Genomic DNA, 12,975 nt, shown 5'->3' with positions numbered 1-12,975 from the left:
TTATGGGGCGCTCACTATGGCAGCGAGAATCTACCAACGTCCGCAAAGCGCGATGCAATCCGGCAAGGCCCGCACCGACGAGTGGGTGCTTGAATTCGAACAGTCTGAAGCGCGCAAGGCCGACCCGCTGATGGGCTGGACGGGCAGCGGCGACACGCAGGTCCAGGTGCAGCTCAAATTCCCGAGCAAGGACGAAGCGAAGGCCTATGCCGAAAAGTACGGCATTCCTGCCCGCGTTCACGCCACCCCGCCGCACAATCTGAAGCTGCAGGCCTACGCCGATAATTTTCGGTGATTGATTTCTGACCCCGGCATCGCCATATGGCGCGCCGGGAGTCGGGTGGACGTTTGCGTTCGCTCACCGGGTCAGGTCCGGAAGGAAGCAGCCCAGGTGAATTGCGACGGGTCGCTCGGCTCCTTTATTTTCCCACACCCTTCATGACATTCGGCGCGTCTGCGCCTACCTAATCCTGCATGGGTGATTCACCGGACAACACTGACGGTCTTCCGTGGGAAGCCGAGGCTGAAGAAGCGGACACGCCGAGCGCTGCCGAGCTCGAGGCTGCTGGCCAGAACTCGATGTTCGGGGAGGATCCTGAACCGAAAACCGAACCCGTCGCTGAGCACGCAGCGCCGCCCGTCGAACCGACGCCTGCCGCTCAGGCCGAAGTGAAACCGGCTCCTTCCATCCCTGCGCCAGCAACTGCGCAGCCGTATCGCGTTCTCGCGCGCAAATACCGACCGCAGACCTTTGCCGAACTCATCGGGCAGGACGCGATGGTCCGAACGCTGGCGAACGCCATTGCACGCGACAGGCTGGCGCATGCCTTCCTGATGACCGGCGTGCGCGGGGTCGGGAAGACTTCGACCGCCCGCCTGATTGCCAAGGCACTCAACTGCATCGGCCCGGATGGCGAGGGTGGTCCGACGATCAGCCCTTGCGGCGTTTGCGAACCTTGCACGGCGATCGCCGAAGGCCGCCACATCGACGTGATTGAGATGGACGCCGCCAGCCATACCGGCGTCGACGACGTGCGCGAAATCATCGAAGCGGTTCGCTATGCGGCCGTATCGGCGCGCTACAAGATCTACATAATCGACGAAGTTCACATGTTGTCGCGCAATGCGTTCAACGCCTTGCTCAAGACGCTGGAAGAACCGCCGGCGCACGTGAAATTCCTCTTCGCCACGACCGAAGTCGACAAGCTGCCCGTCACGGTCCTCAGCCGCACGCAGCGTTTCGACCTGCGCCGCATCCCTGGCGAGTTGCTCGAAGCCCATTTCGCGGAGATATGCCGCAAGGAAGGGGTCGAGGCAGAAGACGAAGCGCTGCATATCATCGCCAACGCTGCCGAAGGATCGGTGCGTGACGGTCTGTCCATCCTCGACCAGGCGATTGCCCATGCCGACATGGAAACCGGCGGGAAGGTCTCTGCAGAGCGCGTTCGCGACATGCTCGGCCTTGCCGATCGCGGGGCGCAGCGGCGCTTGTTCGCCCACCTTCTCGAAGGCGATTCCAAAGCTGCGCTGAAGGCCGTCGATGACCAGTACGCGCTCGGGGTCGAGCCTCTTTCGCTGATGCGCGCGCTCATGGATCTTACTCACCGGATCGCGCTGGCGCAGGTGGCCGGGGAGGCCGACGCCCCGACCGCCGAAGAGCGCGAGCAACTGGACGATTGGGCAAAGCGCCTCGAAGTCGGCCAGGTCCATCGCCTCTGGCAATTGTTGCTCAAGGGTCATGACGAGGTGCGCCAGGCGCCCGATCCACTCGTTTCCGCGCGTATGGCCTTGTTGCGCGTTCTCCATGCGTCGAATCTGCCCGATCCGGGAAAGCTGGCGAAGAAACTGGAGGAACTGGCCGAACGCGGACCGGCGCCTGCGGCAACGACCGAAAACTCCTCGGCAGGCGAGGCCCCATCCGCTTCGCTCGACTGGGAGACGCTCGTCGACAAGGTCGACAACGCCGGTCACTTGCAGGCCGCGAGCATCATGCGCCTGCAGGTACGCCCGATCCTGGTGGAGCAGGGCAGGTTGGTCTATCATCGCTCCGACAAGTTCAGCGATGCGATCGAGCCGGTGCTGAAGGACGCGCTTTACGCAATCAGCGGTGAACGCTGGACGCTGGAAGGCGGCGATCCGGCCAAGGCTCGCCCTTCGCTGGTCGAAGTCGAGAAGGCGGAGCGTGAGGAAGCCAAGGCCAAGCTGCGCGAACATCCGCTGGTGAAAGCCACATTCGCGGCATTTCCCGATGCCGAACTTATCGAAGACGGCGCCGAGCTTCCTCCGCAACGGCGCGAAATACCCTGGAGTCGAAACGCATGAAATCGATGGAAGAAATGATCGCCGCAGCCCAGAAGGCCGCCGAGACGATCCAGACGCAGATGGGCGAGGCGCAGGCCAAGCTCGACACGATCGAAGTCGAAGGCGCTGCCGGCGGCGGCCTCGTGAAGGTTCGCGCCTCAGCGCGTGGCCGCATTATCGGTGTCGAGATCGACGACAGCCTGATGAAGCCGGAAGAAAAGCAGATGGTCGAAGACCTCGTGGCCGCTGCTTTCAACGACGCGCGCGACAAGGCTGACCGCAAGTCGGCCGAGGAAATGCAGAAGATCCAGGGTGGTATGGGACTTCCGCCGGGCTTCAACCTTCCGGGAATGTAAGCCGGGCGCGGCGAGCGCACACCAATCCCCAACATGTTGCGCCCTCCACGTTGCGAAGCGTGGGGGGCGCACCCATATTCAGGGTCAAGGACGGTCCCGCTCACTTACCGGACCGCAAACGGACGCATGAATATGACAGAGAGTTTCCCCCTTCTTCCCCTGCGCGACATTGTCGTTTTTCCCGGCATGGTCGTTCCGCTTTTCGTTGGCCGCGACAAATCGGTCGCCGCGCTCGAAGTGGCGATGGAAGGATCGAAGGACATCTTCCTCCTCTCGCAGCTCGATCCGGGCTGTGACGACCCCGAAGGCAGTGACCTTTACGACCTCGGCGTTGTGGCGCAGGTCCTTCAGCTGCTGAAACTGCCCGACGGCACCGTGCGCGTGCTGGTCGAAGGCCAGGAACGCGCCAAGCTCGAAGCGCTTCGCCCCGAAGGCGAGCATGTCGTGGCCGATGTCACGATCATCGAAGAGCCGACGGCTGCCGGCAGCGAAGTCACGGCAATGATGCGCCAGGTCGTCGACCAGTTCGGCGAATACGCCAAGCTCAACAAGAAAGTGGGCGAAGACGCCGCCGAACAGCTGCGCGAAATCGACGATGCTGGCGAACTCGCCGACACGATTGCCGCCGCCATAAATGCCAAGGTGTCGGACAAGCAATCACTGCTGATCGAACCCGATCCGCTCAAGCGGCTCGAAATGGTCATGTCCTTCATGGAAGGCGAGCTTTCCGTCCTTCAGGTTGAACGCCGCATTCGCGGGCGCGTGAAGCGCCAGATGGAGAAGACCCAGCGCGAATATTATCTCAACGAACAATTGAAGGCGATCCAGAACGAGTTGGGCGGTGACGACGAAGACGGCGGCAATGAAATTGCCGAGCTGACCGAGAAGATCGGCAAAACCAAGCTGTCGAAGGAGGCCAAGGCCAAGGCGGAGGCCGAGCTCAAGAAGCTCAAGGCCATGCAGCCGATGAGCGCCGAGGCGACCGTCATCCGCAACTATCTCGACGTGTTGCTCGGCCTCCCATGGGGCAAGAAGAGCAAGGTCAAGAAGGACATCGGCAAGGCACAGGAAATCCTCGATGCGGACCACTATGGCCTCGAAAAGGTCAAGGACCGGATCATCGAATATCTCGCCGTTCAAGCCCGGACCAACAAGCTGAAGGGGCCGATCCTGTGCCTCGTCGGCCCTCCCGGCGTCGGCAAGACCAGCCTCGGCAAGTCGATCGCGAAAGCGACCGGCCGCGAATTCGTGCGCCAGTCGCTGGGCGGCGTGCGCGACGAGGCCGAAATCCGCGGTCACCGCCGGACATATATCGGCTCGCTCCCGGGCAAGATCGTCACCAATCTCAAGAAGGCCGGCAAGAGCAATCCGCTCTTCCTGCTCGACGAGATCGACAAGCTTGGCCAGGATTTCCGCGGCGATCCCGCCTCGGCCCTGCTCGAAGTGCTGGACCCGGAACAGAACAACAAGTTCCAGGACCATTACCTGGAGCTCGATCTCGACCTGTCAGACATCATGTTCGTGACCACTGCGAACAGCCTCAACCTGCCGCAGCCCCTGCTGGACCGCATGGAGATCATCCGGCTGGAAGGGTACACCGAGGACGAGAAGGTCGAAATCGCATCGCGTCACCTCCTGCCAAAGCAGGTGAAGGATCATGGCCTCAAGCCCGAAGAATTCGAGCTGACCGACGATGCGCTGCGTGACCTCATCCGGTATTACACCCGCGAGGCAGGCGTGCGTACGCTCGAGCGTGAGCTGGCGCGTCTGGCGCGCAAGAGCTTGCGCAAAATCCTCGAAGGCAAGGCGACCGAAGTCACCATAACGCCCGACAATCTCAGCGATTTCGCTGGCGTGCGCAAGTTCAAGCACGGCATGAGCGAGGACGAACCGCAAGTCGGTGCAGTGACCGGCTTGGCGTGGACCGAAGTGGGCGGCGAACTGCTGACCATCGAAAGCGTGACGACGCCGGGCAAGGGCGAAATCAAGACCACCGGCAAGCTGGGCGAAGTGATGAACGAAAGCGTCGCCGCCGCTTTCAGCTTCGTGAAGGCGCGGGCACCTGCCTATGGCATCAAGCCCAGCATCTTCCAGCGCAAGAACATCCACATCCACCTTCCCGAAGGCGCGGTGCCGAAGGACGGTCCGAGCGCGGGTGTCGGCATGGTCACTTCGATCGTCTCGACACTGTCGGGTGTCCCGGTGCGCGCCGATGTGGCGATGACCGGCGAAGTGACCTTGCGGGGCCGGGTGCTGCCAATCGGCGGGCTGAAGGAAAAACTTCTCGCAGCCCTGCGCGGCGGCATCAAGAAGGTGCTGATCCCGGAAGAGAACGTGAAGGATCTCGCCGAGATTCCCGACAATGTTAAAGAGGGATTGGAGATTGTGGCTGTCAGCCACGTCGACGAGGTTCTGGAGCAGGCGCTGACCGCAATCCCGGCAGCGATCGAATGGACCGAGGCGGACGACCTCGCGAGCCAGCCAGTTCACCCGGCAGCCGGAGGCGCCGCGGCCCCTACGGCACACTAACAAAAGTTACATTGCACTGCAGCGAATCGCGAAGGCGCCCGGACCCTTGTTCGGGCGCCTTTCCCCTTCTGGGACACATTGGACCAACGGTTCGTCGCAGAAATCGAATTTGTGGCGCAAAATTGGCGCTTTTTCGCGGATTTTGCCTTTGACAGCGCGACTAAAAGCCTCTCAATTCGCTCGCCTTCGGTGACGTGATTCACCGGCACTATTTCAAAACACCAAATGAGGGGGTTTCCATCAAAATGAACAAGAACGACCTGATCAGCGCGGTTGCCGATTCGAGCGGCCTTTCGAAGAGCGACGCAGCAGGCGCCGTCGAAGGCGTTTTCGACGCGATCACCAAATCGCTCTCGAACGGTGACGAAGTCCGCCTGGTCGGCTTCGGCACGTTCTCGGTCGCAAAGCGCAAGGCTTCGACCGGTCGCAACCCCCGCACCGGCGAACCGATGACGATCAAGGCTTCCAACCAGCCGAAGTTCAAGGCTGGCAAGGGTCTCAAGGACGCGGTCAACTAAGACCGCTCCGTCACTGCGCCGTACTAGTGCGGCTGGCAGTCATGGAAAAGAAAACGCCGCAGCCCGCTTGATGCGTGGCTGCGGCGTTTTTCTTTGGCCTTAAGCCCTCGCGAGCTCAGTCGAAGGAGATAAGTGCAGTCGGCGCCTGCTCGGTGCGCTGGTCGATTTCCCACACCAGCGCCTGGCCGAGAGCGGTATCCACGGGCCCCTCGTCGGTGTTGTTGGCAAGGATGCGCCCATCGGTAACGATGGTGAAGGTGCCATTGGGCATTAGGATGTTCGGCATTTCGCCTTCCTTGCCTTCCTCGTTCGCCTTGCCCAGCGATGCCAGGCCCATCATCCCGGTCATCATGCCCTGCATGGGGTTGCCTCCGCCCTGCGACGCAAAGCCCGGGGCATCGACCCGCACCTGCTTGCCGTCGCGCAGCATCATCGTGACGAACATGTTCGCCATGGGCATCTTCTCGACCATCGGGAAGGCGAAGTCGTGGGTCATGCGGCCAGATATGCTGAAGTCGACGTCGAAAATGCCATCGCCCTTATATTCGACCGTTTCCCAGCCGCGCTGCCGTGCCAGCTGGTCAGCGAGCTTCTGCGCCGCTTCCGGATCGGAAGGGTCGAATCCGCCCAGCATCTGTTTCGCCTGCTCGGCCTCGCGTTCTGCCTTCGCGCGCCGTTCGCTTGCGCCAGCCTGCCACTCGGCCCGCTGTTCGCTCACTTCAGCCAGCGTGCATTCGCGATCCTCGAAGGTATCTTCGTCGAAGCATTCCGCTTCGAATTTCTCCTCCGACTTTGCCCCCATCTCGGCGAGCTTGCTCAGCGCAAGCATCTGGATTTCGCCATCGTAGCTGTAGGCAAAGGTTCCGTCCTTCATCAGGTGCATTTCGCTGGTGAAGGTGCCTGGCGATAAAAGGCAGCCGCTCAGTGCTAGCGAGCTGGCCGCCAAAAGAGCGGCTGTGCGAATCGGTTTATTCATGAATTCCCCCCGGTCGAGTTCGTCGGTCCGTCAGTTGCGCGTTGCTACGGCGTACAATGCCACGGCAGCTGCGTTGGAAACGTTAAGGCTTTCGATTTCCGAAGAGATCGGCAATTTCGCGAGAGCATCGCAGTGGCCTTCGATATTCTGCCGCATCCCTTCGCCTTCAGCGCCCAAGACGATGGCCACAGGGCCGGCTGGCAGTGCTTCAGTAAGAGTTGCTTCCGCATGACCGGTCAGGCCGATCCGCCAATAGCCTGCCTCGGCAATCTCATCGAGCGCGCGAGCGAGGTTCACGACCCGGATCCACGGCAGCGTTTCCAGCGCGCCGGAGGCGGTCTTGCCGATGACGCCGCCTTCGGGCGGGGCATGGCGGTCCTGCGTTACGATCGCCGCAGCACCGAACGCCTTGGCGGAGCGCATGATCGCTCCGACATTGTGCGGGTCGGTTACTTGGTCGAGTACGACGATGGGCCGCGCAGGGTCGGCGTCGAGGACTTCGTCGAGAAATTTGTCCTCCAGCGCCGCGCATTCAAGCACAAGACCCTGATGTGGGGCGTCCTTTGCAACCAGCCGCGCGAGATCCTGTACGTCGGCAAATTCGACGGGAAAATCTGGCGGCAGCTCTCCGTCGAGGGATTCGATCCCTTCGCGCGTTGCCCACAGCTTGCGATGAACCCGGTCCGGGTTCTTCAGCGCAGCCTCGACCGCGTGGCGTCCCCATAAGCGGACCTGGCCCGCACTGGCCCTGCCACTGCCGCGCCCACCCTTCATGCGGCCGGCCCGGCCTCTCAATGCGCGTTTACGTTCGCCCTTTGCCATCTTTTCCATCCTGTATTTCGGCTTGGGCTGCGCTCCTGCCAGTGAGGGCATTGACAGGCAAGCATCGCTTCGCCAAAGGGGCGCCTCTCGGCGAGGGACCCCAAGCGGTTTCCTACGTTATATCTCAAAGACGAGATCAGGCGAGCCCGTGTGGACAGGTGGCCGAGTGGTTAAAGGCAGCAGACTGTAAATCTGCCCGCGCAAGCGTACGCTGGTTCGAATCCAGCCCTGTCCACCACCGGCTCCCTTCCCATCGATTTCATACCGCAACTCTCTTGCGAGCGTGCTTTGCCCGGCCTAGGCACGCGGGCATGACTCAGCATACGCAGATGACCGGTCGACCCGTCATTTCCTCGACCGGATTGTTCACCCCCGCCGAAAGCATCACCAACGAAGAGCTGGTCGCCAGCTTCAACGAGTATGTGCGCCGCCACAACGAAGCGAACGCCGACGCGATCGCTTCTGGTGAAATGGAGCCATTGACCGAAAGTTCGGTCGAGTTCATCGAGAAGGCCAGCGGCATCAAGGCACGTCACGTGATGGCAAAAGAGCCGGTGCTCGATCCCGACGTGATGGCGCCGCGCTGGCCGCAGCGTTCGAACGACGAAATTTCGATCCTGGCGGAAATCGGCGTCAAGGCGGCGCGCGACGCGCTCGAGCGGGCAGGGCGCAAGCCCGAAGACGTCGACGCGGTCCTGTGCGCTGCCTCCAACATGGAGCGGCCCTATCCTGCGATGGCGATCGAAATCCAGCAGGCGCTGGGCATCGACGGTTTCGGCTTCGACATGAATGTCGCTTGTTCTTCGGCGACCTTCGGCATCCAGACCGCTGCTGATTACATCCGCGCAGGTAATGCAAAGAGCGTGCTGGTCGTCAGCCCCGAAATCACCAGCGGCCACCTGAACTGGCGCGACCGCGACAGCCATTTCATTTTCGGCGACGTCGCGACGGCCGTGCTGGTCGAAGATGCCGCCATCGCCCCGGCCCGGCATTGGGATATCCTTGCCACCAAGCTGAAGACGGTGTTCTCCAACAACATCCGCAACAATTTCGGTTTCCTCAATCGCGCCTATCCCGAGGATGCCGGCGGGCCGGACAAGCTGTTCGTCCAGGAAGGCCGCAAGGTCTTCAAGGAGGTCGTGCCGATGGTTGCACAGATGATCGTAGACGAAGCCGAGCGGATCGACATCGATCCCACCACGCTGCGCCGCCTGTGGCTTCACCAGGCGAATACGGGCATGAACCGCCTGATTGCACATCGCGTCCTGGGCCACGAGGCGAACGAGGATGAGAGCCCGACAGTGCTCGACACTTACGGCAACACATCCAGCGCCGGGTCGATCATCGCCTTCCATCTGCACAGCGAAGACCTGAAAGAGGGCGATACGGGACTTATCTGCAGCTTTGGTGCAGGTTACTCTGCCGGTACCGTTTTCGTGCGCAAGGCAGGGTAGGCGGGTTGTGAGCGGCGCAATCAGCGCCTAGGCCCTCGTTCATGGCAGGTGACCTACTAGACAGCCAGGGGCGCGGCGAAGCCCAATGGGGCCTGCCCGCAATCCATCCGGAAGGCCGGAAGTTCGGCATCGCAGCGCTCGGCATCTCTTTGCTGTTCGCCCTGTTCGCATGGGAAACGCTGGCATGGCCGATGGCCTTCCTTTCGCTCGGCATATTCGCATTCTTCCGGGATCCCGAGCGGGTAGTGCCGCAGGATCCGAACGCCATCGTGTCGCCGGCCGACGGCCGCATAGTTCAGATCGCCGAGGTCAATCCACCGCGAGAACTGGTGGTGGACGATGGCCACGGCATTCCCTGTCTGAGCGACGAGCCATCCGTGCGCGTGTCAATCTTCATGTCCGTTTTCGATGTCCACATCAACCGGACACCCATCGCCGGGATGGTCCAGCGGCTGGTTTATGTTCCGGGCCAGTTCCTCAACGCCGAACTCGACAAGGCGAGCGAAGAGAATGAGCGGCAGCACATCCTTGTGGAGCGCAGCGACGGTGTTTGCGTAGGCTTCACCCAGATCGCCGGGCTGGTTGCGCGTCGGATCGTTCCCTTCGTGAAACCGGGCGACACGCTGGGCGTTGGTCAGAGAGTGGGGCTTATCCGTTTCGGCAGCCGCGTCGACGTTTACCTTCCTAAGGGTACCGCGTCGCGGGTGATGCTCGGCCAGAAGGTCGTCGCGGGGGAAACCGTCCTCGCCGAGATCGGTTCGCAGCGCCTGCTTGAAGGAGTGTCGCAGTGAATCATCCAGAAGAAGCCGACCCGCACCGTCAGTATGAAGAACGTGCGCGCCTGGGGCCGAAAGCCGCCGAGGACGAAAAGCCGGTGATCGGAAAATCGCGCGGACTTTCGCTCAGGGCAATGGCTCCCAATGCAATCACGGCTGCGGCACTGTGTTCGGGGCTTACCGGTATTCGCTTCGCAATTTCCGAACAGTGGGCTGCGGCGGCAATCGCGATCATAGTTGCGGGCCTGCTGGACGGGATGGACGGCCGTATTGCGCGGGCTCTGAACGCCCAGTCACGTTTCGGCGCAGAACTCGACAGCCTGGCGGACTCGCTGAGCTTCGGAACTGCGCCAGCGATCATCATTTACTTGTGGTCGTTGTCGGCAGAACCGCGGCTTGGATGGTTCGCAGCGCTTGCGCTGGCAATCTGCTGCGCCTTGCGACTGGCGCGCTTCAACGCCCAGATCGACTTGCAGGAACAACCGCACAAGTCGCTCGGCTTCCTGACCGGTGTGCCTGCCCCAATGGGAGCGGGCCTCGCGTTCCTACCGTTCTTCATCTGGTCGGCAACCGACCTGGATGTATTCCGCGCGCCGATCCTGGTCGGTCCGTGGCTGTTGGCTGTCGCCGTGCTCATGATATCGAGCATGGCTACCCCGAGCTGGACTTCGCTAAGGCCGCGTCGTGGGATCAGGTTGTGGGTGCTGGCCTTCGTCGGCCTGCTATTCGCCGCGTTGCTTGTCGAGCCGTGGTGGACGCTCAGCGCGATCGGCGTGGGCTACCTCCTGCTGCTGCCTTACACGCTGATGCGGTATTCCAAGATCAGGCGGCGCAACGCACCGACTGGCGCGTAACCGGACGGTTGCGGCCCGGGCGGGTAAAGCCGCCGTGGGTGATCGACGGACGCATCCCACTCTCACAGGTTTCGATTTCGGTCGGCAGCTTCAGACGATGCCGCAGCTGGCCGAAAGCGGACCACCAACGCAGTCCGCCATCGGCGAGCACAGCGACGGCCGCAATGGCAGCGGCTGCGAAAACGGTAGTGAGGAACAGTGCGAACATCCGATCATCTCCTTCCCGTGTCCTGTCGACAAACCTGTTGACAGACCGGGCAATTCTACGGGAAAACCCCTAATGCCCGCCGGTAGTTCCGGCGATGAGAACAATGTTCCCGTTTTGTTCTCCCCTGTCAAGCGCTTTTAGCGCCAGGATTCCCCTTTTTTGCGATGAAACGAGTCTGGCTTTCGTTGGAAAAGCCCGCTAAAGGCCCGCCGTTCGCTTGAGATTCGGCCAATTCGGGCCGGTTGAACGGGCGGGCAAATCCACATGGAAGGCGCTCATACCGGTGCCCGGCGCGGGACATACCGCACCACGGGTTCCAGTCTTCCAGAGGTACAACCGGAAAGGAAATGACCATGGCGGCTCCTACCGTCACCATGCAGCAACTGATTGAGGCCGGCGCACACTTCGGCCACCAGACCCACCGTTGGAACCCGCGCATGAAGCCGTATATCTTCGGCGCGCGCAACGGCATCCACATCATCGACCTGTCGCAGTCCGTGCCGCTCTTCGCGCGCGCACTCGACTTCATCAGCCAGACCGCACGTTCGGGCGGCAAGGTTCTGTTCGTCGGCACCAAGCGCCAGGCGCAGGATCCGATCCGCGAAGCTGCGCTCGCTTCGGGTCAGCACTTCGTCAACCATCGCTGGCTGGGCGGCATGCTCACCAACTGGAAGACGATCTCGGGCTCCATCAAGGAACTCAAGACGCTGGAAGAAACGCTCTCGGGCGACACCAGCGGCTTGACCAAGAAGGAAGTGCTGAACCTTACGCGCAAGAAGGACAAGCTCGAGCTTTCGCTCGGCGGCATCCGCGACATGGGCGGCATTCCGGACGTGATGTTCGTGATCGACGCCAACAAGGAAGACCTCGCCATCAAGGAAGCCAACGTGCTTGGCATTCCGGTGGTCGCAGTGCTCGACACCAACGTCGATCCGAACGGCATCGCGTTCCCGATCCCGGGCAATGACGACGCTGCTCGCGCCATCAAGCTCTATTGCGATGCGGTTGCCGAAGCTGCCCGCACCGGCAAGGGCGAAGGCGTGACGGATTCCGGTGCCGATGTCGGCGCTATGGAAAATCCGCCGGAAGAAGCCGCGGCTTAAGACCGTTGCCGTGAGGCGGGGGCGCCACGCTACCGTCACACAAGCGAACTATGCGCCGGGCCGCTGAACACAGCAGGCCCGGTGCCTACGCATTAAAGATACCAAGAAGGAAACTATCATGGCTGCATTCACTGCCGCTGACGTGAAAGCCCTGCGCGAGAAGACCGGCGCGGGCATGATGGACGCCAAGAAGGCTCTCGAAGCTGCAAACGGCGACATCGAAGCCGCTGTCGACGCTCTGCGCGCCAAGGGCCTCGCCACCGCCCAGAAGAAGTCGAGCCGTACCGCTGCAGAAGGCCTCGTCGGCATCGCCGTCGAAGGCACGAAGGGCGTTGCTGTCGAAGTGAACTCGGAAACCGACTTCGTTGCGAAGAACGACCAGTTCCAGGACTTCGTTCGCAAGACCACCGAAGTTGCGCTGACCGCCGACGGTGACGATGTCGACACGCTCAAGAACGCTGCCTACCCGACCGGTGGGACCGTTGCCGAAAAGCTGACCAACAACGTTGCCACCATCGGCGAAAACCAGCAGATCCGCCGCATGAAGACCGTTTCGGTCACCAACGGCGTCATCGTGCCCTACATGCACAACGCTGTCGCGCCCGACCTCGGCAAGATCGGTGTCCTCGTCGCTCTCGAGAGCGAAGGCGAGAAGGCCAAGCTCGAAGAACTCGGCAAGAAGCTCGGCATGCACATCGCAGCTGCGTTCCCGCAGGCCCTGACTGCAGACGGCCTCGACGCCGAAGTGATCGAGCGTGAACGCGCGATCGCCAAGGAAAAGGCTGCCGAAAGCGGCAAGCCCGAAAACGTCCAGGAAAAGATGGTCGAAGGCGCGGTCAACAAATACGCGAAAGAAAACGCGCTGCTGAGCCAGGTCTATGTCATCGACAACAAGACCCCGATCGCACAGGTCGTCGAACAGGCGGCCAAGGACGTCGGCGCGAAGGTCGAACTGGTGGATTACGTCCGCTTCCAGCTCGGCGAAGGCATCGAGAAGGAAGAAACCGACTTCGCAGCCGAAGTGGCTGCTGCCGTCGGCGGCTGATCTCAGGCAAACGATTTGAACAGGCGGCCGCCG

Annotated in this window: 13 protein-coding genes, 1 tRNA gene and 1 other RNA gene; 12 read left to right on the top strand and 3 right to left on the bottom strand. The window is 61.8% G+C overall.

Features of this window, described 5'->3' with window-relative positions; translation table 11 throughout:
• Positions 1-16 precede the first annotated feature (16 nt).
• The 6 genes from CVE41_RS02740 to CVE41_RS02715 all read left to right on the top strand — a co-directional run bounded on the left by CVE41_RS02740 (position 17) and on the right by CVE41_RS02715 (position 5,704).
• Positions 17-295 (top strand): ETC complex I subunit, encoded by a 279-nt coding sequence (locus tag CVE41_RS02740; protein WP_090481332.1) that lies wholly within the window; start codon positions 17-19, stop codon positions 293-295.
• A 34-nt stretch (positions 296-329) separates the two neighbouring features.
• An RNA gene (ffs, locus tag CVE41_RS02735) (signal recognition particle sRNA small type) lies at positions 330-424 on the top strand.
• A 50-nt stretch (positions 425-474) separates the two neighbouring features.
• Complete coding sequence (locus CVE41_RS02730) at positions 475-2,322, top strand: DNA polymerase III subunit gamma/tau (protein WP_100259273.1); 1,848 nt, start codon at positions 475-477, stop codon at positions 2,320-2,322.
• Positions 2,319-2,657, top strand: coding sequence for a YbaB/EbfC family nucleoid-associated protein (locus CVE41_RS02725; RefSeq protein WP_100259272.1), 339 nt, complete (start codon positions 2,319-2,321; stop codon positions 2,655-2,657). The genes CVE41_RS02730 and CVE41_RS02725 overlap by 4 nt, the downstream gene beginning before the upstream one ends.
• A 132-nt stretch (positions 2,658-2,789) precedes the next feature.
• Positions 2,790-5,186 (top strand): endopeptidase La, encoded by a 2,397-nt coding sequence (gene lon, locus CVE41_RS02720; RefSeq protein ID WP_100261336.1) that lies wholly within the window; start codon positions 2,790-2,792, stop codon positions 5,184-5,186.
• Positions 5,187-5,431: 245 nt separating this feature from the next.
• Entirely contained in the window at positions 5,432-5,704 is a 273-nt protein-coding gene (locus CVE41_RS02715; RefSeq protein ID WP_090481341.1) for an HU family DNA-binding protein, read from the top strand.
• Positions 5,705-5,819: 115 nt separating this feature from the next.
• Here the strand turns inward: CVE41_RS02715 and CVE41_RS02710 are convergent, their stop codons facing one another.
• On the bottom strand, positions 5,820-6,680 hold the full coding sequence (locus tag CVE41_RS02710) for a hypothetical protein (protein WP_100259271.1): 861 nt from the start codon (positions 6,678-6,680) through the stop codon (positions 5,820-5,822).
• 30 nt (positions 6,681-6,710) lie between these two features.
• Positions 6,711-7,502: a 23S rRNA (guanosine(2251)-2'-O)-methyltransferase RlmB gene (gene rlmB / locus CVE41_RS02705; protein WP_100261335.1), complete on the bottom strand. Its 792-nt coding sequence runs from the start codon at positions 7,500-7,502 to the stop codon at positions 6,711-6,713.
• Positions 7,503-7,654: 152 nt separating this feature from the next.
• On the opposite strand from rlmB, the gene CVE41_RS02700 reads away from it, so the two are divergent.
• The 4 genes from CVE41_RS02700 to CVE41_RS02685 all read left to right on the top strand — a co-directional run bounded on the left by CVE41_RS02700 (position 7,655) and on the right by CVE41_RS02685 (position 10,586).
• Positions 7,655-7,740, top strand: a tRNA-Tyr gene (locus CVE41_RS02700).
• 73 nt (positions 7,741-7,813) lie between these two features.
• Entirely contained in the window at positions 7,814-8,956 is a 1,143-nt protein-coding gene (locus tag CVE41_RS02695; protein WP_198507704.1) for a beta-ketoacyl-ACP synthase III, read from the top strand.
• Positions 8,957-8,997: 41 nt separating this feature from the next.
• A complete protein-coding gene (locus tag CVE41_RS02690; RefSeq protein ID WP_100259270.1) occupies positions 8,998-9,747 on the top strand; it encodes a phosphatidylserine decarboxylase in 750 nt (249 codons plus the stop codon).
• Positions 9,744-10,586 (top strand): CDP-alcohol phosphatidyltransferase family protein, encoded by an 843-nt coding sequence (locus CVE41_RS02685; RefSeq protein WP_408633955.1) that lies wholly within the window; start codon positions 9,744-9,746, stop codon positions 10,584-10,586. Before CVE41_RS02690 ends, CVE41_RS02685 begins: the two co-directional genes overlap by 4 nt.
• On the opposite strand, the gene CVE41_RS02680 is transcribed toward CVE41_RS02685, so the two are convergent.
• Entirely contained in the window at positions 10,555-10,794 is a 240-nt protein-coding gene (locus tag CVE41_RS02680; protein ID WP_100259269.1) for a hypothetical protein, read from the bottom strand. The two genes, CVE41_RS02685 and CVE41_RS02680, sit on opposite strands and share 32 nt — an antisense overlap.
• Before the next feature lie 353 nt (positions 10,795-11,147).
• Here CVE41_RS02680 and rpsB point away from each other — a divergent pair, with 353 nt between their 5' ends.
• Positions 11,148-11,897 carry a 30S ribosomal protein S2 gene (gene rpsB, locus CVE41_RS02675; protein ID WP_100259268.1) on the top strand — a complete coding sequence of 250 codons (750 nt, stop codon included), beginning with the start codon at positions 11,148-11,150 and terminating at the stop codon, positions 11,895-11,897.
• 118 nt (positions 11,898-12,015) lie between these two features.
• Positions 12,016-12,942, top strand: coding sequence for a translation elongation factor Ts (tsf, locus tag CVE41_RS02670; RefSeq protein ID WP_100259267.1), 927 nt, complete (start codon positions 12,016-12,018; stop codon positions 12,940-12,942).
• Positions 12,943-12,975: the final 33 nt, after the last annotated feature.

Source organism: Qipengyuania seohaensis (assembly GCF_002795865.1).
Lineage (GTDB): Bacteria > Pseudomonadota > Alphaproteobacteria > Sphingomonadales > Sphingomonadaceae > Qipengyuania > Qipengyuania seohaensis.
The sequence above is the reverse complement of the archived record's forward strand: the minus strand, read 5'-3'. Positions and strand labels throughout refer to the sequence as shown.

Coding starts and splice junctions, on each gene's coding strand:
- CVE41_RS02725 (WP_100259272.1), top strand. CDS start 2,319: ATGAAATCGATGGAAGAAATGATCGCCGCAGCCCAGAAGGCCGCCGAG.
- lon (WP_100261336.1), top strand. CDS start 2,790: ATGACAGAGAGTTTCCCCCTTCTTCCCCTGCGCGACATTGTCGTTTTT.
- rpsB (WP_100259268.1), top strand. CDS start 11,148: ATGGCGGCTCCTACCGTCACCATGCAGCAACTGATTGAGGCCGGCGCA.
- CVE41_RS02695 (WP_198507704.1), top strand. CDS start 7,814: ATGACTCAGCATACGCAGATGACCGGTCGACCCGTCATTTCCTCGACC.
- tsf (WP_100259267.1), top strand. CDS start 12,016: ATGGCTGCATTCACTGCCGCTGACGTGAAAGCCCTGCGCGAGAAGACC.
- CVE41_RS02730 (WP_100259273.1), top strand. CDS start 475: ATGGGTGATTCACCGGACAACACTGACGGTCTTCCGTGGGAAGCCGAG.
- CVE41_RS02710 (WP_100259271.1), bottom strand. CDS start 6,680: ATGAATAAACCGATTCGCACAGCCGCTCTTTTGGCGGCCAGCTCGCTA.
- CVE41_RS02690 (WP_100259270.1), top strand. CDS start 8,998: ATGGCAGGTGACCTACTAGACAGCCAGGGGCGCGGCGAAGCCCAATGG.
- rlmB (WP_100261335.1), bottom strand. CDS start 7,502: ATGGCAAAGGGCGAACGTAAACGCGCATTGAGAGGCCGGGCCGGCCGC.
- CVE41_RS02740 (WP_090481332.1), top strand. CDS start 17: ATGGCAGCGAGAATCTACCAACGTCCGCAAAGCGCGATGCAATCCGGC.
- CVE41_RS02715 (WP_090481341.1), top strand. CDS start 5,432: ATGAACAAGAACGACCTGATCAGCGCGGTTGCCGATTCGAGCGGCCTT.
- CVE41_RS02680 (WP_100259269.1), bottom strand. CDS start 10,794: ATGTTCGCACTGTTCCTCACTACCGTTTTCGCAGCCGCTGCCATTGCG.